Source organism: Zobellella sp. An-6, assembly GCF_052487945.1.
In genome coordinates, this window is record NZ_CP199259.1 from 4,079,112 (window position 1) to 4,099,275 (window position 20,164).

Annotated in this window: 21 protein-coding genes; 10 read left to right on the forward strand and 11 right to left on the reverse strand. The window is 64.0% G+C overall.

Going from position 1 to position 20,164, the window contains the following annotated elements:
- Positions 1-24: 24 nt before the first annotated feature.
- From ACT7DK_RS19155 to ACT7DK_RS19170, 4 genes are all read right to left on the reverse strand, one after another.
- A complete protein-coding gene (locus tag ACT7DK_RS19155; protein ID WP_445402414.1) occupies positions 25-2,175 on the reverse strand; it encodes a S9 family peptidase in 2,151 nt (716 codons plus the stop codon).
- A 176-nt stretch (positions 2,176-2,351) separates the two neighbouring features.
- Positions 2,352-2,648: a YdbL family protein gene (locus tag ACT7DK_RS19160; RefSeq protein WP_445401971.1), complete on the reverse strand. Its 297-nt coding sequence runs from the start codon at positions 2,646-2,648 to the stop codon at positions 2,352-2,354.
- Between the two features lie 28 nt (positions 2,649-2,676).
- Entirely contained in the window at positions 2,677-2,859 is a 183-nt protein-coding gene (locus ACT7DK_RS19165; RefSeq protein WP_445401973.1) for a YnbE family lipoprotein, read from the reverse strand.
- A 4-nt stretch (positions 2,860-2,863) separates the two neighbouring features.
- Positions 2,864-4,642 (reverse strand): intermembrane phospholipid transport protein YdbH family protein, encoded by a 1,779-nt coding sequence (locus ACT7DK_RS19170; RefSeq protein WP_445401975.1) that lies wholly within the window; start codon positions 4,640-4,642, stop codon positions 2,864-2,866.
- A 97-nt stretch (positions 4,643-4,739) separates the two neighbouring features.
- Between ACT7DK_RS19170 and ACT7DK_RS19175 the strand changes: the two genes are divergently transcribed.
- Positions 4,740-5,096, forward strand: coding sequence for a DUF2500 domain-containing protein (locus ACT7DK_RS19175; RefSeq protein WP_445401977.1), 357 nt, complete (start codon positions 4,740-4,742; stop codon positions 5,094-5,096).
- On the opposite strand, the gene ACT7DK_RS19180 is transcribed toward ACT7DK_RS19175, so the two are convergent.
- Positions 5,077-5,499: a DUF411 domain-containing protein gene (locus ACT7DK_RS19180; protein WP_445401979.1), complete on the reverse strand. Its 423-nt coding sequence runs from the start codon at positions 5,497-5,499 to the stop codon at positions 5,077-5,079. The two genes, ACT7DK_RS19175 and ACT7DK_RS19180, sit on opposite strands and share 20 nt — an antisense overlap.
- A gap of 158 nt (positions 5,500-5,657) precedes the next feature.
- Here ACT7DK_RS19180 and ACT7DK_RS19185 point away from each other — a divergent pair, with 158 nt between their 5' ends.
- The gene (locus tag ACT7DK_RS19185) at positions 5,658-6,047 is read left to right on the forward strand and encodes a SirB2 family protein (RefSeq protein ID WP_445401981.1); all 390 of its coding nucleotides are present in this window, start codon (positions 5,658-5,660) and stop codon (positions 6,045-6,047) included.
- Between the two features lie 216 nt (positions 6,048-6,263).
- On the opposite strand, the gene ACT7DK_RS19190 is transcribed toward ACT7DK_RS19185, so the two are convergent.
- Positions 6,264-7,796, reverse strand: a complete 1,533-nt coding sequence (locus tag ACT7DK_RS19190; protein WP_445401983.1) for a M14 family zinc carboxypeptidase — start codon at positions 7,794-7,796, stop codon at positions 6,264-6,266.
- A 200-nt stretch (positions 7,797-7,996) separates the two neighbouring features.
- On the opposite strand from ACT7DK_RS19190, the gene ACT7DK_RS19195 reads away from it, so the two are divergent.
- Both ACT7DK_RS19195 and ftsZ read left to right on the forward strand, forming a co-directional pair.
- Positions 7,997-8,956, forward strand: coding sequence for a helix-turn-helix transcriptional regulator (locus tag ACT7DK_RS19195; protein WP_445401985.1), 960 nt, complete (start codon positions 7,997-7,999; stop codon positions 8,954-8,956).
- 69 nt (positions 8,957-9,025) lie between these two features.
- Complete coding sequence (gene ftsZ / locus ACT7DK_RS19200) at positions 9,026-10,105, forward strand: cell division protein FtsZ (RefSeq protein WP_445401987.1); 1,080 nt, start codon at positions 9,026-9,028, stop codon at positions 10,103-10,105.
- Between the two features lie 126 nt (positions 10,106-10,231).
- On the opposite strand, the gene ACT7DK_RS19205 is transcribed toward ftsZ, so the two are convergent.
- Together ACT7DK_RS19205 and ACT7DK_RS19210 are read right to left on the reverse strand one after the other, a co-directional pair.
- Entirely contained in the window at positions 10,232-10,732 is a 501-nt protein-coding gene (locus ACT7DK_RS19205; RefSeq protein WP_445401989.1) for a hypothetical protein, read from the reverse strand.
- Positions 10,733-11,189: 457 nt separating this feature from the next.
- Positions 11,190-12,311, reverse strand: coding sequence for an endonuclease/exonuclease/phosphatase family protein (locus ACT7DK_RS19210; RefSeq protein WP_445401991.1), 1,122 nt, complete (start codon positions 12,309-12,311; stop codon positions 11,190-11,192).
- Positions 12,312-12,384: 73 nt separating this feature from the next.
- On the opposite strand from ACT7DK_RS19210, the gene ACT7DK_RS19215 reads away from it, so the two are divergent.
- From ACT7DK_RS19215 to ACT7DK_RS19225, 3 genes are all read left to right on the forward strand, one after another.
- Entirely contained in the window at positions 12,385-12,687 is a 303-nt protein-coding gene (locus ACT7DK_RS19215; RefSeq protein ID WP_445401993.1) for a DUF3634 family protein, read from the forward strand.
- 138 nt (positions 12,688-12,825) lie between these two features.
- Positions 12,826-13,500 carry a hypothetical protein gene (locus ACT7DK_RS19220; protein ID WP_445401995.1) on the forward strand — a complete coding sequence of 225 codons (675 nt, stop codon included), beginning with the start codon at positions 12,826-12,828 and terminating at the stop codon, positions 13,498-13,500.
- A gap of 188 nt (positions 13,501-13,688) precedes the next feature.
- Entirely contained in the window at positions 13,689-14,369 is a 681-nt protein-coding gene (locus ACT7DK_RS19225) for a cytochrome b/b6 domain-containing protein (protein WP_445401997.1), read from the forward strand.
- A gap of 32 nt (positions 14,370-14,401) precedes the next feature.
- Here the strand turns inward: ACT7DK_RS19225 and ACT7DK_RS19230 are convergent, their stop codons facing one another.
- Positions 14,402-14,860, reverse strand: coding sequence for a c-type cytochrome (locus ACT7DK_RS19230; RefSeq protein WP_445401999.1), 459 nt, complete (start codon positions 14,858-14,860; stop codon positions 14,402-14,404).
- An 866-nt stretch (positions 14,861-15,726) separates the two neighbouring features.
- On the opposite strand from ACT7DK_RS19230, the gene ACT7DK_RS19235 reads away from it, so the two are divergent.
- Positions 15,727-16,941, forward strand: coding sequence for a BCCT family transporter (locus tag ACT7DK_RS19235; RefSeq protein WP_445402001.1), 1,215 nt, complete (start codon positions 15,727-15,729; stop codon positions 16,939-16,941).
- 181 nt (positions 16,942-17,122) lie between these two features.
- Here ACT7DK_RS19235 and ACT7DK_RS19240 read toward each other — a convergent pair whose 3' ends face one another.
- Both ACT7DK_RS19240 and ACT7DK_RS19245 read right to left on the reverse strand, forming a co-directional pair.
- The gene (locus ACT7DK_RS19240; protein ID WP_445402003.1) at positions 17,123-17,539 is read right to left on the reverse strand and encodes a VOC family protein; all 417 of its coding nucleotides are present in this window, start codon (positions 17,537-17,539) and stop codon (positions 17,123-17,125) included.
- 6 nt (positions 17,540-17,545) lie between these two features.
- Complete coding sequence (locus tag ACT7DK_RS19245) at positions 17,546-17,920, reverse strand: DUF1294 domain-containing protein (RefSeq protein ID WP_445402005.1); 375 nt, start codon at positions 17,918-17,920, stop codon at positions 17,546-17,548.
- A 272-nt stretch (positions 17,921-18,192) separates the two neighbouring features.
- Here ACT7DK_RS19245 and ACT7DK_RS19250 point away from each other — a divergent pair, with 272 nt between their 5' ends.
- Positions 18,193-18,624, forward strand: coding sequence for a DUF2946 family protein (locus ACT7DK_RS19250; RefSeq protein ID WP_445402007.1), 432 nt, complete (start codon positions 18,193-18,195; stop codon positions 18,622-18,624).
- A 134-nt stretch (positions 18,625-18,758) separates the two neighbouring features.
- On the forward strand, positions 18,759-20,153 hold the full coding sequence (locus tag ACT7DK_RS19255) for a PepSY-associated TM helix domain-containing protein (protein WP_445402008.1): 1,395 nt from the start codon (positions 18,759-18,761) through the stop codon (positions 20,151-20,153).
- Positions 20,154-20,164: the final 11 nt, after the last annotated feature.

Here is a 20,164-nt window from a genome sequence, read left to right on the forward strand (position 1 = left end):
AGGGCCGCAATGCGGCCCTGGTCTTTAGTGGGTCACTTCACCGGTGCCGTTCAGGCCGGCCGCCAGGCGGGTGCCCTGCTCTTCATCCGCCAGGGCCAGCAGGAAGGCATATTCCCGGGCCAGCTCCCGATAGGATTCGAAGCGTCCTGACTTGCCGCCGTGGCCGCTGTCCATGTCGCAGTGCAGCAGCAGCAGGTTGTCGTCCACCTTCATCTCCCTGAGCTTGGCCACCCACTTGGCCGGCTCCCAGTACTGTACCTGGGAGTCGTGCAGGCCGGTGGTCACCAGCATATGGGGGTAGGCCTGGGGCTTGACCTGATCGTAGGGGCTGTAGGACTTCATGTAGTGGTAATAGTCGGGCTCCGCCGGGTTGCCCCACTCGCCGTACTCGCCGGTGGTCAGCGGGATGGATTCATCCAGCATGGTGGTCACCACGTCCACGAAGGGCACGGCGGCCACCACCCCCTTGAACAGATCCGGCTCCATGTTGACCACGGCACCCACCAGCAGGCCGCCAGCGCTGCCGCCGGAAGCGAACACCCGGCTCTTGTCGCCATAGCCCTGCATCACCAGGTCACGGGTCACGTCGATAAAGTCGTGGAAGGTATTCTGCTTGCTGAGCAATCGGCCCTGCTCATACCAGTCGCGGCCCAGCTCTTCGCCGCCGCGCACATGGGCGATGGCGTAAACGAAGCCCCGGTCGAGCAGGCTCAGGCGGGAGCTGCTGAAATCCGGGTCCAGGCTGGCACCGTAGGAGCCGTAGGCATACACCAGCAGCGGATTGCTGCCGTCGCGCTTGAACTTGTCGGCCCGGTACACCAGGGACACCGGCACCCGGGCGCCGTCCCGCGCGGTCACCCACAGCCGCTCGCTGCGGTAATCGTCGGCGTTGAACTGCTCGCCCACATACTGCTGCTTCAACTCACGCCGCTCCAGGGTATCCATGTTGACTTCATAGGTGGTGACCGGGCGGGTCATGGAGGAATAGCCGTAGCGCAGCCAGGGCGTATCGGCCTCGGCGTTGGCGCTCAGCCAGGTCACATAGGCGGGATCGTCGAAGCGGATCTCATGCTCGCGCCCGTCCTGGCGGTGGATCTGGCGCAGGTGCACCAGCCCCTCGCGGCGCTCTTCCAGCACCAGCCAGTCGCGGAACAGGGCAAAGCCCTCGAGCAGCACCTCGTCCCGGGCCGGGATCAGCGGCTGCCACTGGTCGCTGGCCCCCGCCTCCTTCGCCAGGTAAAGGCCGAAGTTGGCACCGTCCTTGTTGGAGCGGAGGTAGAACTGGCCCTGATAGTGATCGAGGTCGTACTCATGGCCGTGCTCCCGGGGCAGGAACACCCGGGCCGGCGTGTCCGGCGCGTTCGCCGGCACCAGGCTGATCTCGCTGGCGTCGGTGTTCCAGGCGCCGATCACGATGTAATCCTCGGAACGGCTCTTGTAGATGCTGGTATAGAAGCTGCTGTCTTTCTCTTCGTACACCAGCACATCTTCGCTTTGGTCGGTGCCCAGGGTATGGCGGTAAACCTGGTAGGGCAGCAGGGTGCTTTCATCCTGCTTCACGTAGAACAGGGTCTTGCCGTCGTTGGCCCACACCAGGTTGCCGGAGGTGTGTTCCAGCACTTCATCATAGAGTTCGCCGGTCTCCAGCGACTTGAAGCGGATCTGATACTGGCGGCGGGACACGAAGTCTTCGGAAAAGGCCAGGATCCGCTGGTCCGGGCTGACCGCCAGCTGCCCCATGCCATAGTAGTTGTGCTCCCCGGCCCGTTCATTGCCGTTCAGCAGTACCTCCACCCGTTCGGGCTGGCCGTCGGGGTAGCGTTCGACAATACCGTATTCCTGGCCCTGCTGGTAACGGGTCTGGTACCAGTAGCCCTTTTTCAGGTAGGGCACACTGTTGTCGTCCTGGCGGATGCGGGCCACCATTTCCTGGAACAGACTTTCCTGCAGTTCGTTCAGCGGGGTAAGCACCTGCTCGCTGTAGCGGTTTTCCTGCTCCAGATAGGACAGTACCTCGGGATCATCCCGTTCGTCGTCCCGCAGCCAGTGGTAGTTGTCCACCCGGACGTCATCGTGGTTGAGCAGGAGGTGAGGAATCTTCTTGGCAACCGGCGGTTTTATTTCCAAATCAGTACCTTTGGCATAGGGTTTGGCACAAGCCACCCATGCTAACATCAAGCAAAGCCTAACCCTATTGCGCACACGCCGCTCCTTCATCTCACTGCACAAAAAACAGACAGATATTAACCGCGGAAGAGGAAGTTAACCAAGGGATTTGGTGAAAATTGCGAAGAAACACGGGCTAAAAGCCCGAATGGAGCCGGATTATCCGGCCCCCGGGAGGAAAGTAACTACTTACGTAGCCAACTGCCGTCGGCCAACTGAACATATTGACCGCCGGGAGTCCGTTCGATATTCAACTGCCCGGCCCGGCTCTGCACCACGGCCAGGCTGGTGCCGGTACGCCGGGCGATGTCCTGGTAGTTTTCCAGCCGCTTGCGATTGATATCGTTCACTATGGCATTGACCTGGGCATTGCTCTGCACCGCGCCCACCAGGCCATTCTGCTGCTCGCCGATCAACCCCTGCTGCTTGGCCTGCTGCAGATCCAACGCCCACACCGACCAGCTCAGGGTTGCCGCCAACATAAAAGCCAACCACCGCATCTCGACCCCCTCAGAACAGCTCTTTCTCTTGTTCAAACAATGCTTCCAGCTCCCGGTCGACCCGGATCCGGATTTCGTGATCCACCTTGACATTCAGGTTGACGGTAATGGGCTTGTCCGGCACCACCACCTCCACCCGGGGTGTACAGGCGGTCAGCAATAACAGGCTGATCACTGCCGCAGCTTTCATCATCTACTCACTCCCCCTGTAACCGTACCGGCAACCGCTCGCTGAGGTCGCGGGCAAAGCGCAGGCTTGCCAGCAACTGTAACAGGTTTTCCTCATGGTGATAATTCAAGTTCACCGGGTGCATCCGCCCCATCACCGGCGCCTGCCCCTGCAGCCGGCTCTCGATCACCGCCTTGCCGTCGGACGCCATGGAGATCTCGGCTTCCAGCCGATCGTAGCGCAGGTCGCTGAGCAGGCCCAGGGTCAGCCCCAGAGACAGGTTGCTCGCCCCCGACGCCAGCAACTCGTCACTGGCCTGGTAGGAAACCCAGCCGTTTTCGCTATGGGCCCGGCCACCGGTCACGCTGAGCCCCCGCGCGAAGGAAAAGGGCAGCCGGCCGTGCAGCTTGCCATTGCCGGTAAGGCCGCTGACCGCGGTGTAACCGAGGATCTGCTCCAACGAGATGTCGCTGAAGTGCAGCTCCCCCCTGGGGGTGGCGGTCAAGGCCATGGGCGAGAGCGCCACCTGGCCGCCGAATGCCCGGGCGGTCAGCCCGGACAGCCAGGGTACGCCCTGCCGCAGCTGCACGGCGCCACTGAGGTCGGTGATGGGCACCCCCACATCCAGCGCCGCCACCGTCAGGCCATTGCTCCCGACCGTATGCAGCTGGCCCTGCCGCCACTGCAGGTTGAGCCCGGCCGCCACCTGCTCGGCCAGCATGTCCCGGTAACTGAGCCGCCCTTCCCGCAGCGCCAGCCCGATGCTGACCGGACGGGAGGGCGCCAGCAAGTCCGGGGCGGCCAGCGATAAGACCAGGTTGCCGGACGCGGCTTCCAATCCCGCCGGCAACGCCAGCCAGCCGGACAGCCATTGCCATAATCCGGTGACGGGCAGGGACTGCTCCGGCACCCTCAGCGCCAGCCCCTGGTCATAGCGCCAATCGCCCCTCAGCCGCAATACCGGACTCAGCTCCAGTGCCAGGCTGCCCCGCCGGCGATCGCCGGCCGAGGTTGCCAGCGTCAGGGCGGCGTCGGGCAGGACCTGCCGCCCCCAGCGTCCCTGCCGCCAGCTCAGCCGTGCCTGCCAGGGACCATCCAGGTACTGGGCCCCCACCGGCCTCAGCTCAAGCTGGCCGAGCTCCAGCTCCTGCCAGCTCAGGCGCGGTATCTGCAAGCGGGAACCGGGTTGCAGCTGCCAGCCCGCTTCGCCTTCGACGGCGGCCAGTTGCAGCCGCCAGTCGCCACTCAGCGGCAGCGGCAAGGCGCCCCCGGCACTCAGCGTCAGTTCCTGCCCGGGTTGCCAGCCGCCGCTCAGGGTCAGGCGCTGGCCCAGCCCGGGGACCAGCACGGCGCCGGGGATCTCGCCCTGCCAGCGCCAGCCCTGCCGCTCCGGCAGCAGCGACAGACTGGCCACGCCGGATTCGGTCTGCCAGAGGATATCCAGGTGCTGTTGCCGATGGCGCAGCTCGGCCGCGCCGGTCGCCACTCCCCGCGGCAGGTAGAGGGTGAGGTCTTCGACCCGGAAATCGATGGGCGGCAGGGTGAGCAGCAGGGAGAGGGCATCGCTCTCGCCTTCGGCACTGCCGCCCCCGCTGCGCGAGCAGGTCAGATCCAGGCTGAGCCGCGCCAACCGGCCCTGCAGCCGTCCCTGCTCCAGCTCCAGCGTCAGTCCCTCGGCTTGCTCGCGCGGGCAGGCCGGCACCTGGGCCCGGGCCAGGCTGGCCCGGGCACTCAGGCCCTCGGGCAGCCACTGGGCCGACAGGGTGCCGGACACCAGCAGCAGGCAGCAAGCCAGCAGTCGTCGCATCCCTCTCGCCTTTAACAGATTCAATCGTTACTCTAATCAAATCAGCTTGCGCGACCCCGCACAACCATTAAGCTGAAGCCAACAGGGGGTAAGCGTCATGGATAAAATCGTTCTCTGGGGCATCATCGCCATCGCCGCCCTGGTGGTGGGCCGGCAACTCTATACCCACTTTCATAACAGCGGCCAGCCCCAGCACAGCCTGAGGGTGGCGGTGGCCCACAAGTACACCAGGGAGTACATGGGCCGTACCAGCAAGGAAAATACCGAGTTGCCGCCGCCCCGGGTAAATTACTATGTCCGCTTCCGCCCCCTGGCGGGCGGGGATGAGCGGGAATTCAGGGTCAGCGAGCATCTCTACGAACAACTGACCAGGGAAAACACCGGCACCCTGGTGTTCCAGGGCAGCCGCTTTATCGCCTTCGAACCGGACGAGATCATCCTGGGTAACGATTGAACACCGCCGTACTCCCCTGCTCGTCGAAGCTCAGCACCTCGTAGGGGGTGCCGGGCATGTCCATGCCCGGCGCGCTCTGGGGCATGCCGGGGATGGTCAGGCCGCGCACCGCCGGCTTTTGCTCCAGCAGTTGCTGCACGTCCGCCGCCGGCACATGGCCCTCGATCACATAGCCGTCGATAAAACCGGTGTGGCAGGACGCCAGCCCGGGTTTGAGCCCCGCCCTGGCCTTGACCGGTGCCAGGTCGTCGGTGTTGACCACCTCGATATCGAAACCGGCCTCCTCCATGTGTTCGATCCAGTGCTGGCAGCAGCCGCAGGACTCGGACTTGTACACCGTCATCGGCGCCGCCAGTACGGGACCGGCCAACAGGGTCATCAGGCCATAACACCATTTGTTCATCGCAGTCACCTCGGTAATTGAATGTGATCAGACCGTATTCTGGCCTCAAGGTTAACAGCCGGGCGCACGGCCCGCTTGATCTTCCTCAGTATTCAGGACGGCGGCAAAGCGGTATGCTGGGACCATTACGCCATCTTATTGTCTTTTTTGGAGTTATTATGTCCTACCTGGCCGTCAAACATGCCCATATGATGTTTGCCCTGATCAGTATCACCCTGTTCATGCTGCGCGCCTGGCTGGCGGTACCTTCCCCCGCCCGCATCAACAACAAGGTGCTGAAGATACTGCCCCATGTCAACGACACCCTGCTGCTGCTGCTGGGCATCTGGCTGGCGGTGCAGATCAAGCAGGTGCCCTTCGGCAACAGCCCCTGGCTCACCGCCAAGCTGATCGGCCTGGTGCTCTATATCGTGGTCGGCACCATCGCCATCAAGCGCGGCAAGACCCGGGGCCAGCGCCTGGGCGCCACCCTGGCGGCCATCGCCATCTTCGCCTATATCTACGGCGCCGCCGTCAGCAAGTCCCCACTCTCCTGGCTGGCGCTGTAGGCACTGAAGCCAGTCAGACTACCGATACCCCTTCGGATGACTTTGTTGTCACTCCCGCGAAGGCGGGAGTCCAGTGCAATATGTCATGGTTCTCCGCCTTCGCGGAGATGACGGCTGTTGAACCTCCGTATCGAAGGGAGAATGGCCAGCTAAAAACAGGCTGCCGGGCTTTGTCAACAGACAGAGGCCGCTATTCCGGCCTCGGCCATCACCGGTTCAGGGCAAGCGCACCGGAAATACCGGAAACTCGCCCAACTGCAGCCAGCGCCACTCGTTCTCCTGGTAGAGGGCGTTGGCGGAACGCGGGTCCAGCATCAGCGCGGCCAGGGGCGCCAGCGGCTGGCTCATGGGCACCAGCAGATCCCCCGGTTGCAGGCTGACCTTGCGCTCTTCTACCCTCACCCTGGCCTGCACCTTCTCCCGTACCCCCGGCCTGGCCTTGGGCTGCGGCAACAATTGCTCGATCACCAGTCGTTCCGCCACCAGTTCCCGCGGCGCCCGCACCGTTTCAAAGGCGATATGATGGCGCGCCAGCCAGTCCGCCATGCGTTGGCGTTCCCGGGTCACCGCATAGGCATCGGCCAGCCGCACCGGCTCCCGGGTGACGATGGCGTCGTGGTTGCGGAAACGGTGCTGTTGCTTGTGGCCGTCGGCGAAGCGCACCAGGGGCAGGGTCACCTCCGGCTCGTCCCGGTTCACATCGAAGCTCACCCCCATCCACAGGGTGCGACCGTCCTCGGTGCCGGACTGCCACTGCTGCCGGGCCCGGCGCGACAGGCTCACCAGCTGTTCACTCTCGTCCGCCACCAGCTCCAGCATGGTCAGCATGCTCAGGTGCTGCTTGCGCACCCGCTCGGCGATGTTGCGCGGCGTGGGATAGCTGCCGTCCTTATTGTCCAGCCGGTTTTCCACCAGGATGGAGATGCGCCCCTGCATGGCCGCATAGTTGCGCAGGTTGGTGATGCCCAGGCCGCCGCGGGCCACCGACTGGTTGATGTCGGTGATCTCGCCCCGGTAGCGCACCGCCGCCAGGTCCGCGTCGGATACCCGCTCGATCAGGGCCGGCAGCAGCCGGTGCTCGGTGTAGTCGCGCAGCGGCCCGTCGATATTGGGGTTGTTGCCCATGTCGAACTGGGCTTCCACATCGGTCATCCAGCCCTGCTCCCTGGTGAGCACCCGCTTCCAGATTCCGGACTCGTGGGCGTCGTACACCACATCCGGGTCGAAGGTATGCAGGGCATCCACCAGCAATCGTGTCTCCCCGGCGTTGAGCGCCACGTAATCGATATTGGTGTTGTCGTCGTTGGCATTATGCCGGGTAGAGAGATCCCGCCCGTCCGGATTGGCCATGGCCACCAGCACCAGGTTAAGCCTGCTCAACAGCACCGGATGCTCTCCGGCCACCAGCTCCCGTGCCAGTTGCTGGATGGCCTCGGCGCTGGAGGGCTCGTTGCCGTGCTGGGAGCCGAAGATCATCACCGTCGGCTTGCCCGCTTCGGCAGCGTACTCCCGCAGGAAGGCGGGCGACTCGGACATCAGCAGCGCCTCTATCGGCCGGCCGCCGGCCGAGGTGCCGAGCGACACCAGCCGCGCCTCGGGCGACAGCGCATCCAGCTCGGCAAGGTAGCGGCCGATGTCGCGACTGTCGGGCAGGGTCAGAAATTTCCCGTTTTCAAAGGGGGTCGGCGGCACGGGCTGGGCCCAGGCCAGGCTGGTGCACAGCAGCAGCAGACTCAATAAAATCTTCATGGCGCTCCGGATAAGATGTCGGTATTTCAAATACTTATAGTCATATGCGCGGAAAAAAGGCAACCGCTATTTAGCGTCAGGATCAGACCGTAAATGGTCGTTTGTAGAAAAACGGCGACAGTTGCCTGCGGAAAGGTTGCGACAGAACTTGTCACATCCTGTACCTAGGATAGAATCATCCCATGCAAGAGGGCATAACCATGAGTAAGAAACTGCTGAGACAATTGACCCTGGCGCGCTGTGTTCCTTATCGTCCGTACAAGCTGACCGCTCGCCAGCTGCAAGAAAAACTGGAAGAAGAAGGCATCCAGGTCAGCCTGCGCACGGTACAGCGGGATCTGGAAGAAATGTCCGGTATGGGCCTGTTCGATCTCACCTCCGATGATCGCAGCAAGCCCCATGGCTGGTGCTTCGAACGTAATGGTTTGAACGATTTCGCCAACTTCATGCCACTGGGTCTGGCCATGGCGCTGAAAACCTGGAACGACCAGGCCGCCGACCTGTTGCCGGCCAGCGTGCTGGCCGAACTCAACCCCATCATCGACAAGGCCACCCAGGTTATCAAGGACAGTCAGAGCGAGCTGGCCAGTCGCTGGATGGAAAACGTGGTGCAGTTGCCCAAGCCGTTCCCGGGCAGCCCGGAAATGCGCCGCGCCACCACCATCCGCGATGCCCTGTGGCGTGGCCGTAAGTTCAGCGCCGAAATAAAGCGGGTGATCAAGGGCCGCACCGTCTGGCTGCGTTATGAACAGGTCAACCCGCTCGGCATCGTCAGCCGCAAGGACGGCCCCATGCTGCTGTGCACGGTGTCGGACATGGATCCCAAGATTTACGGCATTCCCTTCGAACACATCAAAGAAGTGGAACTGACCAGTCGTCCTGTTACCCAACCGCGGGAATTCAGCGTCAACAAGCTGATCCGCGAGAAAGGCTACGAAGAAGAAGCGGAAACCATCCACTTCGTCGGGCGAATTTCCAATCCCAGCCGGGCCATAATGGAAGATTCCATTCCGGGCAATAACCCCAGGTTGACCCGTTACGACAAGCAGAGCATGATGGTCGAAACCGACGTGAAAGATTCGCCCGAGTTTCGCCGCTGGTTGACCGATATGGCGGGAAAAGTCGAAGTACTGGCGCCGGAATCACTGAAAAATCGCTGATTCCTCATCAATATATCGTCCCCGGGGGCTGACTGGTTCAGCCCCTTTGTTTTTTTCACGGAGTAGCGGATGAGCGACCTTTTTTTTGAGCCGGCCGAACCGGATTGCGACGCCATTCATATCAGCGTCATCGGCGTCGGCGGCTGCGGCGGCAATACCGTCAACCTGCTGGCCGAGGCCGCCCTGCCCCAGCACGTGCACATAGTGGCCATGAACACCGACGCCAAGGCCCTGCAGCAGAGCCGGGTAGCGACCCTGCAACTGGGCAAGATCCTGACCCGGGGCCTGGGTGCCGGCGCCGAGGCCGAGGTGGGCCGCCGTGCCGCCGAAGAGAGCCTGGCCGAAATCCGCAGCCAGCTGAAAGGGGCGGATCTGTGTTTTATTACCGCCGGCATGGGCGGCGGCACCGGCACCGGCGCCGCACCCGTGGTGGCCCAGGTGGCCCGCGAGCTGGGCATCATGACGGTGGCCATCGTGACCCGCCCCTTCGGTTTCGAAGGCAAGAAACGCGCCCAGGCGGCGGATCGGGGCCTGCTGGCCCTGGCCGAACAGACCGACGCCCTGCTGGTGCTGCCCAACGACTACCTGCTCAAGGTGCTGGGCTCGCGTACCCCGCTGCTGGCCGCCTTCAGCGAAAGCAGCAAGGTGATCCAGAACGCGGTCAGGGGCCTGGCGGACATCATCGGCCAGACCGGCCTTATCAACATCGACTTCGCCGACGTGCGCACCATCATGCGCCAGCAGGGCAAGGCGGTGATGGGCATCGGCCTGGGGACGGGTGACAACAAGGTGGAAGACGCCACCCTGCAGGCCCTGAACAACCCGCTGCTGGAAAAGGTGGAGCTGGAGCGGGCCCGGGGCGTGCTGCTCAACGTGGTGGCTTCCCCGGACATCGGCCTGGACGATTTCCAGAAGATCGGCGACCGGGTGGCGGAGTGCGTGGGGGAAGACGCCACAGTGGTGTCCGGCATCAGCCTGGATCCCGGCCTCACCGACAGCATCCAGGTCACCATGATCGCCACCGGCATACAAGCTCCCAAGGAGACCATAGCGCCGTCCAAACCCCAGGAGCGGCCCCAGCCGGTGCAGGCGGAATCCGCCCCCCAGGGCCTGGACATACCGGCCTTTCTGCGCCAGCGGCAGCAATAACAGGGGTGATATGAGCCCCTCGCCCGCCAGGGAGATGAAGCCAACGGGTCCTGGCAGGGAGCCCTTAAAACAAAACCCCGTTGTGGGCAACGGGGTTTGTCTTACCGAGCGGCGGCGTACGCCGGATCAGCCGTCCAGGGTGGCAAACAGGCCTTGCTCCAGGCTGCCGCGGGAGACACAGACCGGCTTGATGGAAGGAGCCGGAATACGCTCACCCGAGGCTTCGACAAAGAACAGCTCGGTGTTGCCCTTGACGCTGACGGTGGCCACGCTGTTGTTGCCACTCTGGGTGATGATCAGGTTGACCTGCAGGTTGGGGTTGCCCAGCGCCACTTTGGATCCCATGGTGCCGCAATCCAGCCACGCCAGCCCATCGGCCGATTGTTCGGCGCTGGCGGTCATCAGGCCGGCCCCGCGCTGGCTGTTTTCAATGGTCAGCCCCTGATCGCTGAACCACTTCTCGGCGCGGGCCCATACCAGATCCACCGGGGTCACCATCTCCAGGGTATTGTTGGTTGCCTTGGCAACCGGGGGATAATAACGGTACTGCTCTCCCCCCTTCTCATAACTCTCACTGGCACACCCCACCACCAACAGCGCCATGGCGCCCGCCACTATCTTTTTCATCTTGTTTCTCTCGTCCGTTCACCTGGCCATCGGCCAACCGGCGAGCATTATCGCCGTTGCGACGAACTCTGTCAGCAAAGATGAATCACTCCCGATCTTTCCGAGCGGCAACAGGGGATGGCGCTCACGGCGTCGCTCGAAATGGCAGCCTGCACGCGCCCGGAACCGCCCCGGTGCGGCGGCTGCCGAACATCGAGCAACGGCTCCCGGGCATCTGCCGTCGTGACCCGGCCGGAAAAATTTCGGGCAAGAAAAAGGGCAAGCCATCAGGCTTGCCCGCAATGAAGAATACCAGTTGATTATCCGGGTCACCAACCCGGATAACTGAACTTCGAAAGCAATCTAGGGTCTCGGGCGATATTAAATCGCCAACAGCACCAAAAACCCAGCATCGATTACTCAATGTTTGATATCGCTCGCGTTATTGGCGCCCGCAATGGTCAAAGCGTGAAGGCCCTCACACCGCCAGATCCACCCACACCAGGCGGTGATCCGAGCTGGCGCTCCGCTCCGGCTGCCCCGCCTGGTTCCAGAACAGATCGGCCTGGGCATGAGCCGGCGGCAACCAATAGACCCCGCTGGCGAGGGCCCGCACCCCGTGCCCGGGCAGCACATAATCGAGCCGCAGCCCCTGACTGTGGGTCCAGTGCCGGGGCGAGCCCCGGCGTCCCCCCACCCCTTTAAGGGCGAAACCGCCCCGGGAGCCGGGCCGCAGCCGGCCCAGGGCCACGCTGCGGTTGAGCGCGGGATCGGCCAGCAAAGCCTGGATGGCCCCCCGAAAGCCGTCGCCGTCCAGGGGATCGGCATTCAGATCCCCCAGGATCACGAAGTCGGCGCCGTCGACCAGGCCGCCGCGCCGCCCGGCGTCATCCACCAGGTAGTGCCCCCGCCCCGGGCGGATGTAGTCGTGCCACAGCCGCAGTTCGTCGTGATTGCGGCAGCTGTTGCGCCGCTCGGGACCTTCGTCGATGGGCGGCGCCGGGTGGCAGGCCAGCAGGTGCAGCAGCCGGCCGCCGGGCAGTTCGACCGGCATGTCCAGGTGGTTCTTGGACGACAGCGGCAGCACCCCGAGTGCCGCCGGCGAATAGTAGGACCCGGTTTCGGTTTGCGGCAGCCGGGCGCCGGGCATGTCCCGCCACAGGAAGCGGCGGAAGCTGCGCGCCAGCTCCGGCCGCAGCGGATAGCGGGACAACAGGGCGAAACCGTACTGGCCGTGGAAGGCGCCGAAACCCAGGCCGTCCTCGGGCAGTCGGGGCTCGCCCTCGCCGTGCAGGGGCACCGGCGCCAGCAGGCCGGTGTTGGTGGGCGCCAGATAGGCATAGGGATAGTCGATGCCCCGCTCGCCCGCCGCCAGGTAACGCTTGCAGAACAGCCTAAGGTGGGCATCACTCCGGCCCTCGCCGTCGTGATCGAACTCGTTCAGCAGCACCATATCCGGCCGGATCTGCTGCAGGATGCGGACGATATTGTACAGCTGGGTGCTGCCCGCCCCGGCGATTTCGGCGGCCAGCTGCCCCGGCACCCGGCGATCCAGGGCTACATTGAAGCTGGCGATACGTATTTTTAGCGTGGGTGTCATGAGGGCGACTTGCCTTTATCGCTCAAACTGTCATCATCTCGGCTTTAACAGCTGTTTTTCAGGGAGGAAAACAATGTTTAGCATTTTGGTCGTCACGTCGACGGCGTTGTTCGGTTTGTTGTACCTGCTCCGTCGCCGCCAGGAAAGCTTTTGCATCACCATCAAAGGCATTCATCTTAATGTAAAACGCGGCCGCCCGCCCCAGGCATTGCTGAGCCATTGCCAGCAGCTGGTGCAGGATGCCCGCACCCTCAAAGGCACCATCCGCGGCGTAAAAAGAGGCGGCGGCGTGGTCTTGAGCTGCTCCCGCAGCATTCCCGCCTCCTACCGGCAGGATATCCGCCTGTTCTGGCAAAACCGCCCGCAACCCGAATAGCCTGGGTCATAAAGTGACCATGAGGGACGGCCTGCGCCCTCACGCCGCAGCCCGGCAGTGGAATTTGCCCCTCTCCCCCTTGACCTGAGCATCATTTCCCGCTTTGCTGGAAACTATCGTTCAGTATGAGGCAAAACCATGAAATTGTACCCCCTGTTGCTCTGCGGACTGCTGGCCGCCTGTGCCGGCCAGCAAACCACCGAACAAACCCCTGCGCCGCCATCGACCACCGGCAACAACCAACAGCAGGAACAGGACGTCGTGCCCAAGGGCGAATTCACCCAGATCGATGTCAGCCGCTCCCAGCAGGCGATGGATGCCATTACCGGCGGCAATGCCGACACCATCAACGAGATACTGCAAAGCCCCAACGACTATGCCCCACCGGTGCTGTACCTGATCTCCGCCATCATGTTCGACAACGACTATCAGGACCAGGCCACCTTCTGGTTTTATGCCGCCCAGCTGCGGGCACGCAGCGATGCCAACAAGTCCGGCGACAACACCACCCATGGCGCCGTGACCCAGCTGAACCAGCGCTTCGGCACCAGTATCATCCCCCATGCGTTGAATAATCCGGATCGGCTGGAAGCCATAGTGGCACAGGTCCTGGAGTGGGACAGCCAGCAAAGCCGCAACTACGATCCCCGCTGGATAGCCCTGCAGGGCCAGGATGTGGTGACCGAAACCAAGGTGAATTTTGCCCCCCGTGACAAATGGGAGGAGATAAACGCCCTGACGCGCACCCAATATCGTCAGGGGTTGAGCCAGGCCATGACCGAGCTGCGCCAACGGCAACGCCAGTCGCAATAACGGGCACCCGCTCCGCTCCCCGCATCCCGGTTTTCACCGGGATGTTTTATTTGGGCGCTTCGCCCTGTTCCTGGCCGTCACCCATGACGCGGGCCGCCGCTTGTCATAGACAACCTAGGCAAAGGCTTAAATAACAAACACATCCCAACATATTTTGCAGCATCACCACCGCACAGGAGAACTTATCCATGAACACCCCTCCCCACCGTCCGGTCAAGGTCTGGGACTGGTCCGTCCGGGTCTTCCACTGGAGCCTGCCGGTGCTCTTGTACCTGTTGTGGCACTCCGCCGGCGAAGACCTGGATCGGCACATGCTGTTTGCCCGGCTGATGCTGGGACTCTTGCTGTATCGCATCATCTGGGGCGTTATCGGTACTCCCTACGCCCGTTTCAATCATTTTGTCTATCATCCCGGACACATCCTGGCCTACCTGCGTGCCGCCCTTGGCCCGGAGAAACCCCTCTACCTCAGCCACAACCCCCTGGGCGGCATCATGGTGCTGGCCATGCTGGGCACCCTGCTGTTCCAGGCCACCACCGGCCTGTTCACCACCGACGACATCTTTTACAACGGCCCCCTGTACGACAGCGTTTCCCGCGAGATATCGGACCGGATGACCCGGTGGCACAAGTCCTGGTTCTATGACGGGCTGCTGCTGTTGGTCGGCCTGCACCTGCTGGCCATCGGGCTGTACAAACTGCGGGGAGAGGGTCTGGTGAAGGCGATGATCACCGGCCGCAAGGCGGCGGACGCAGGCCAGGTGTCCGACCTGCGGGAACCCCATCCCCAGGCCTTCCCCTGGCTCCGGTTCGTGCCGGCGGTGGCCCTGGCCTATGGCCTGGTGTGGCTGATTTTCAACGGTCTTTAACCAAGAAGGAGCCTTCCGGCTCCTTTTTATCCTTACTTGCGGTAGTCGTCGTGGCAGCTCTTGCAGCTCTGCATCACCTTGGCCACCGCCGGACGGGCCTGCCCGGCATCGAAACCGGGCTGGCCGGACACCTCGACCAACTCCTGCAGGGCGGTGCCGAAGGTCTGCCCCTTGGCCCTGAAGCCGTCCATGTCATCCCAGGCCTTGGGCAGCAGGTTGCTGCCGGCCACGCCCCTGGTTTCGGGAAAATAGGTTTCCCCCAGCAGGCCGGCCACATTGCCCATGTTCAGGGCGCGCTGATGCAGCACCTCGGCATCGAAATCGATATCCCCCTTGGTCATGGCGCCGATCACCCCCACCTGGGCGCGCATCACCTGGTAGATGGACTGGCGGTACTCCACCGCGTCTTCCGGCTTGAACAGCCTGGACTCGGCGGCGACGGCGGTGGCGAACAGCCCGGTGGCGGCGACAATCAGCGTTTTCTTCAACATTGCGGTGCTCCTTGGAGTGGTTATTGTGACGGGCAACAGCCCGTTCTTGGCTTCGCGTTCAACGATACGGCACGGGGCTGTTCGAATCCACTTCTCGGGTGGCGGGCCAGCCCGGAACGCCCCGGTAATAGTACTGGAATGGCTCCCATTTCTTTCAGCGGAGGGGAACATTTCGCTCTTGTCGCACCTGGAAGAAGCACTGACAGAGGGCGCATCGCCAGCGCGCAATATCATTAGACCACTACCCAAAGCCTGGTAACCGCAGCCTCCCTACGCCGGAAACCCCCTCAATTTCTTTACAAGGCGAATAAAAAAAGGAAAGGCGCCACTGCTCACGGGCCCCGCCGGGTCATGCCATACTATGCCCCTACCCATGAAAACCCCGCCGACATCGGCCCGCCTGCGCCAGGGGATCATTCAGCAACAAAGCCGCCGGCAGACTTGATTGTTTCGACCCTAACCTTTAGTCTTGTTTTTATTGAATGTTCAATCAGCAAAAAAGACCCGGTGGCCCGGCCGCCCTGTGGCCTGATTGAGCATGGTGTAGAGCGTCCTTTCAGACTTTAACTATCGCAACCGGTACCGGCCCCGCGATACTTAAGGCCTGACTTGCGTCTCACATTGTTGCTCGGAGCACGAACGAGGAGGATGGCCGGTACCGCTAAGCCGACCCTCCGCTTCATGGACGAAGCGGCGGAGTGTACAGGGATGTGTTTATAGCGTGTCGGCGTGCGGTACCGGCCAGCCTCCGGATATTCCGACTCTGCCAGCAATGGTGCGCAAGCGGACTGCTCCTTGTGTGGTTCAACCAAAGGAGAAGTACCAGTGTCTGTTATCAATAGGGAAATGCACGGAGGGGTTGAGGCATGACCGCTCTGTTGTCTGCAGGTATCCTGTTCACCTTCGCCGCCATCGCGCTGATCCTGTTCAAGTGGGGCAATATCCGCTGCATCGGCGTCACCCCGGTGCGCACCTTCACCTTTATCGCCATCCTGTTCACCTCGGGGCTGGACGTGGGGCTGATCATGTTCCCGCTCACCGAGTTCGCCGGCTACGCGGATCTCGCCGCCAGCCCGGAATACGGCTTTGCCAACCCGCTGGCCATCGAGTTCGGTTTCTGGGGCTTTCTGATCTGGGGTTTCTACTTCCTCACCTGCTTCTATTTCTGCGTGATCGAGCCCCGGGTCGGCTTTTTCGAGCTGCCGCCGGTCAAGTTCATCAACAACCTGGTGATCATCGGCACCTGCGCCTTCACCGCCTTCCTGTTGCTGAGCAACCTGCCCTGGTACCTGCCCGGCCTGGGCGACGGCGAGACCATAGTGGCCGGCTTCTACCTGATCGTGCTGCTGGTGATCGCCGCCTCGGTCTACTCCAGCACCAGCCTGCGCTACGTGAAGATCCTGAGCCTGGGCACCAGCTGGCTGTTCATCGGCCTGATCGCCCTGATGTGGGGCGGCGCCTTTATCGGCAACGGCGGCATCGGCGAGTTCGCCGGCACCCTGGCGCTGGTGGGCGATTACTTCGGCAACATCCACCGCTTCGTGCTGCCCATCAACGACTACCACGAGTTCTACCTGTTCTGGTGGTTCTCCTGGAGCATCATGATCGGTCAGTTCACCGCCCGTTTCGTCGGCGGCCTGCGCACCTGGCAGTTGCTGGCGGCCATGCTGGCGTTTCCGTCCGTCGCCATCGCCACCTGGTTCGGCGTGCTCTACTACTTCCACGACCACGGCCTGAGCACGGAGGGCTTCTACAACTGGGCCATGGTGGTGGTGGGCATCACCATGGTGGTGAACTCGCTGGATTCATTGATCCGGCTGTACACCGACAATCTCAACCTCAGCGTGGCCCGGCTGGGCAAGACGCGCTATTTCCTCGGCAACCTGGTGGCCCTGTGCGCCCTGACCCTGCTGTTCCGGCTCGACTTCCTGCAGATCCAGTGGGTCGGCGCCCTGGTCATCGGCCTGTTCTTCGCCTGCGGTGGCTACATCGTCCTCAAGCAGCGCGACACCGTGCTGGCCATCGCCGGCTCGCCCAAGGCCAACCGCATCGACTACCGCAAGATAGAGCTGGCCAGCTGAAGCAAAAACGGCACCCGCGGGTGGCGTTGCAGACTGCTGGCAAACCTTCGGATTTTTCTGTCGTCACTCCGTGAAGGCGGAAGCCTGGTGCAAACTGTCATGGACCTCCGCCTTCGCGGAGGTGACGAGCATCAAACCACGACGCAAACAGAGAAATATCCGGATAAACATGGATTTGTTTTCAGGCCGCCTCCGTATCCGGCGGGCCCACCCACATAAAGGGGTTGTGCGCCACCTCCCACAGGTGGCCGTCCGGATCGGCGAAGTAGCCGGAATAACCACCCCAGAACACCGCCTGCCCGGGCTTGATCAGGGTGGCGCCGGCGGCCACCGCCTCGGCCAGCAGGGCATCCACCGCCGCCGGCGAAGAGACGTTGTGGGCCAGGCTGAAACCGGCGAAACCACTGCCCTCCGCGGGCACGCCCGCGTCCTCGGCCAGGGCCTCGCGGCCGTAGAGCCCCAGCCAGCTGCCGTTGAGATTGAAAAAGGCCACCGTGGGCGGCGAGTCCAGCTGCGGCAGGCCGAGCGCCCGGTAAAAGGCCACGGCGCGGGCCAGGTCGCGCACGCCCAGGGTGATCATGCTGATCCTTGGTTGCATAGTGGTTTACCTCCCGGTTATCAGTGTAGCCAAGGCGTCCGAGACCGACAGCAGCCAGAGCAGACCGCCAAGGTTGGTGGCCACCGCCAGCCAGAACCTCAGCCGGAAGGAGCGCTTGCGCGACTTGTGCCTGAGCCGCTGCTGGGCCAGCAGGGCCCCGGGCCAGCCGCCCGCCAGCGCCAGCAGCTGCAGGGTGCTTTCCCGCACCCGCCACTGCTGCTGGCGGGCCGCCGACTTGTCCCAGGCATAGACCCCGTAGGTCACCAGGCTCAGGCCCAGGTAGAGCAACGGCAGCCAGCCGGGCAGCAGCCCCAGCCAGGTCAGCACACTGAGCAGCCCGAAAAACAGCAGCACGAACAGGGTCGCATGGCCGATATGCATGAAGTCAGCCCTCACTGCGGCCGATGACCGCCACCGGCCGGCCCCCATGGCCGGCCTCTAAGTCGATAACGATGCGCACCCTGTCCAACCGCGCCATGTCGCCCCTCGGCCATTGGATCTCTTGATAACACCAAGCCTCTTATTTAGCGCCATAATCGACCGGTGTACAGCCCCGCCGCCGGCCAGGGCCGGCCAGGGCCGGTCAGGTAGCGGTGGCGCAACGGCAAAAGGGTCTTTAGAATGGCCGCCTGCTACAGAGGAGAGCCCACGGATTGGACGCCGCCCGCCATCATCAGCCCGATCACCGCCAGCGCCTTGCCGCCTGGCTGGGCCTGCTGGCGACCCTGCTGCTCTACCTGGCGCCCCTGGCTTCCCAGGCCCTGGCCCGGCACCACAACCTCCATGGCGGCCACCAAGGACACTCCCCTGCCCCGACCCAGCCCACGGCAGCGCACCATGGCGCCCACCAGGGGCACCACCCCGCCCCGACCCAGCCCGCGGCGCCGCACCATGGCGGCCATGGCATGGCCCACGAACTGTGCGGCTACTGCACCCTGTTGGGCCAGTTGCCCTGGCTGGGGCCGGAACGGCACGCCGCCGTGGCGGCGGCCCATCCGGGCCGGGCACAGCCCCCGCTGCCGCCCCCGGCCATCCTCCCTGCTCTTCCCCATCCCCCCTTCCAGGCGCGGGCGCCGCCCGGCTGAGCCGGTCACCATCACCATTGCCGGCCCGCCGGGGCCAGCCCGACAGCCAACACCGCGAGCCGGCCGCCGATGCGTGCCCGGCTCGCGCCCGCGTGCGCCCGAGAAGCAGGCGCGCGCCCAAACAGGAAGACATGATGTCGACAACAACACTCAAAACCACCAAAGGCGCCCTGATCGCCTTGCTCACCCGCCTGCACTTTTACATCGGCCTGCTGGTGGGGCCCTTTATCCTGGTGGCCGCCCTCACCGGGACCCTCTATGTGCTCAGCCCCCAGCTGGAGGCGCGGCTTTACGCCGATCAGCTGACCGCAGAAGCCACCGGCACCCCGCACTCCCTGGCCGAGCAGATCGCCGCCGCCCGGGCCCTGGCCGGGGAGGACGACCGGCTGTTTGCCGTGCGCCCCGCGCCGCAAGCCGGGAGCACCACCCGGGTGATGTTCAGCCGGCCCGGCCTCGGCGAGTCCGAAAGCCACGCCGTGTTTGTCGACCCCGTCACCCTCGCCATCAAGGGCGAGCTCACGGTGTACGGCACCAGCGGCATACTGCCGTTTCGCATCACCCTCGACTACCTGCACCGCAACCTGATGCTGGGGGAGTTTGGCCGCCACTACAGTGAGCTGGCGGCGTCCTGGCTGTGGGTGGCCGCCCTCGGCGGCATGGCGCTCTGGCTGCTGGGCGCCCGCCCAAGCAAGGCGGCCGCAAGCCGCGGCTCCACCATGCGGCTGCGCCGGCTGCACGGCCTGACCGGGCTGTGGATCCTCCTCGGCCTGCTGTTCTTCTCCGCCACCGGCCTGACCTGGTCGAAGTGGGCCGGAGACCGTATCGGCACCCTGCGCACCACCATGGGCTGGGTGACGCCGTCGGTGTCGACGCAGCTGAACACCGCCACCCTGGCCGCGCCCGCCGACGCCCACGCCGGACACCATCACGGCCATGGCCCGGCACCCGCCGCCGGCGCGACCGGGCTGGCCGATCCGGCCCTGTTCGATCGGATACTGGCCACGGCCCGGGCGGCGGGCATCGACGCCGACCTCATCGAGATCCGCCCCGCCGGCAGCGCCGATACCGCCTGGCTGGTGCGCGAAGTGGACCGCGCCTGGCCCACCCAGGTCGACACCCTCGCCATCGATCCCGCCTCGCTGCAGGTGACCAGCCGTGCCGACTTCGCCGAGTTTCCGCTGGTGGCCAAGCTGATCCGCTGGGGCATCGATGCCCACATGGGCATACTGTTCGGCCTGGCCAACCAGCTGCTGCTGGCCGCCTTCGGCGTGGCGCTGTCGTGCATGATAGTGCTGGGCTACCTGATGTGGTGGCGGCGGCGCCCGGCGCCCGGCAGCCTGCAACCCCTGCTGCAAGCCTGGCAACGGCTGGGCCCGGCCGCCCGCGCCGCCAGCCTGGCGCTGGCCGCCACCCTGGGCTGGTGCCTGCCGGTGCTGGGCGCCAGCCTGCTGCTGTTCCTGCTGATCGACCTGCTGCGCTGGCGGCGCGCCCGCCAGGATGCATTCCTGCCGGCCGGCACCGCCGACTGAGCGCCTGGTTG

What these genes read in the sequence shown, in the direction of transcription:
- ACT7DK_RS19185 (WP_445401981.1), top strand. Translation starts at nt 5,658, where the DNA reads ATGTCCTACCTGGCCGTCAAACATGCCCATATGATGTTTGCCCTGATC.
- ACT7DK_RS19255 (WP_445402008.1), top strand. Translation starts at nt 18,759, where the DNA reads ATGTCGACAACAACACTCAAAACCACCAAAGGCGCCCTGATCGCCTTG.
- ACT7DK_RS19175 (WP_445401977.1), top strand. Translation starts at nt 4,740, where the DNA reads ATGGATAAAATCGTTCTCTGGGGCATCATCGCCATCGCCGCCCTGGTG.
- ACT7DK_RS19165 (WP_445401973.1), bottom strand. Translation starts at nt 2,859, where the DNA reads ATGATGAAAGCTGCGGCAGTGATCAGCCTGTTATTGCTGACCGCCTGT.
- ACT7DK_RS19160 (WP_445401971.1), bottom strand. Translation starts at nt 2,648, where the DNA reads ATGTTGGCGGCAACCCTGAGCTGGTCGGTGTGGGCGTTGGATCTGCAG.
- ACT7DK_RS19180 (WP_445401979.1), bottom strand. Translation starts at nt 5,499, where the DNA reads ATGAACAAATGGTGTTATGGCCTGATGACCCTGTTGGCCGGTCCCGTA.
- ACT7DK_RS19225 (WP_445401997.1), top strand. Translation starts at nt 13,689, where the DNA reads ATGAACACCCCTCCCCACCGTCCGGTCAAGGTCTGGGACTGGTCCGTC.
- ACT7DK_RS19170 (WP_445401975.1), bottom strand. Translation starts at nt 4,642, where the DNA reads ATGCGACGACTGCTGGCTTGCTGCCTGCTGCTGGTGTCCGGCACCCTG.
- ACT7DK_RS19235 (WP_445402001.1), top strand. Translation starts at nt 15,727, where the DNA reads ATGACCGCTCTGTTGTCTGCAGGTATCCTGTTCACCTTCGCCGCCATC.
- ACT7DK_RS19195 (WP_445401985.1), top strand. Translation starts at nt 7,997, where the DNA reads ATGAGTAAGAAACTGCTGAGACAATTGACCCTGGCGCGCTGTGTTCCT.
- ACT7DK_RS19190 (WP_445401983.1), bottom strand. Translation starts at nt 7,796, where the DNA reads ATGAAGATTTTATTGAGTCTGCTGCTGCTGTGCACCAGCCTGGCCTGG.
- ACT7DK_RS19215 (WP_445401993.1), top strand. Translation starts at nt 12,385, where the DNA reads ATGTTTAGCATTTTGGTCGTCACGTCGACGGCGTTGTTCGGTTTGTTG.
- ACT7DK_RS19230 (WP_445401999.1), bottom strand. Translation starts at nt 14,860, where the DNA reads ATGTTGAAGAAAACGCTGATTGTCGCCGCCACCGGGCTGTTCGCCACC.
- ACT7DK_RS19210 (WP_445401991.1), bottom strand. Translation starts at nt 12,311, where the DNA reads ATGACACCCACGCTAAAAATACGTATCGCCAGCTTCAATGTAGCCCTG.
- ACT7DK_RS19240 (WP_445402003.1), bottom strand. Translation starts at nt 17,539, where the DNA reads ATGCAACCAAGGATCAGCATGATCACCCTGGGCGTGCGCGACCTGGCC.
- ftsZ (WP_445401987.1), top strand. Translation starts at nt 9,026, where the DNA reads ATGAGCGACCTTTTTTTTGAGCCGGCCGAACCGGATTGCGACGCCATT.
- ACT7DK_RS19155 (WP_445402414.1), bottom strand. Translation starts at nt 2,175, where the DNA reads ATGTTAGCATGGGTGGCTTGTGCCAAACCCTATGCCAAAGGTACTGAT.
- ACT7DK_RS19205 (WP_445401989.1), bottom strand. Translation starts at nt 10,732, where the DNA reads ATGAAAAAGATAGTGGCGGGCGCCATGGCGCTGTTGGTGGTGGGGTGT.
- ACT7DK_RS19245 (WP_445402005.1), bottom strand. Translation starts at nt 17,920, where the DNA reads ATGCATATCGGCCATGCGACCCTGTTCGTGCTGCTGTTTTTCGGGCTG.
- ACT7DK_RS19220 (WP_445401995.1), top strand. Translation starts at nt 12,826, where the DNA reads ATGAAATTGTACCCCCTGTTGCTCTGCGGACTGCTGGCCGCCTGTGCC.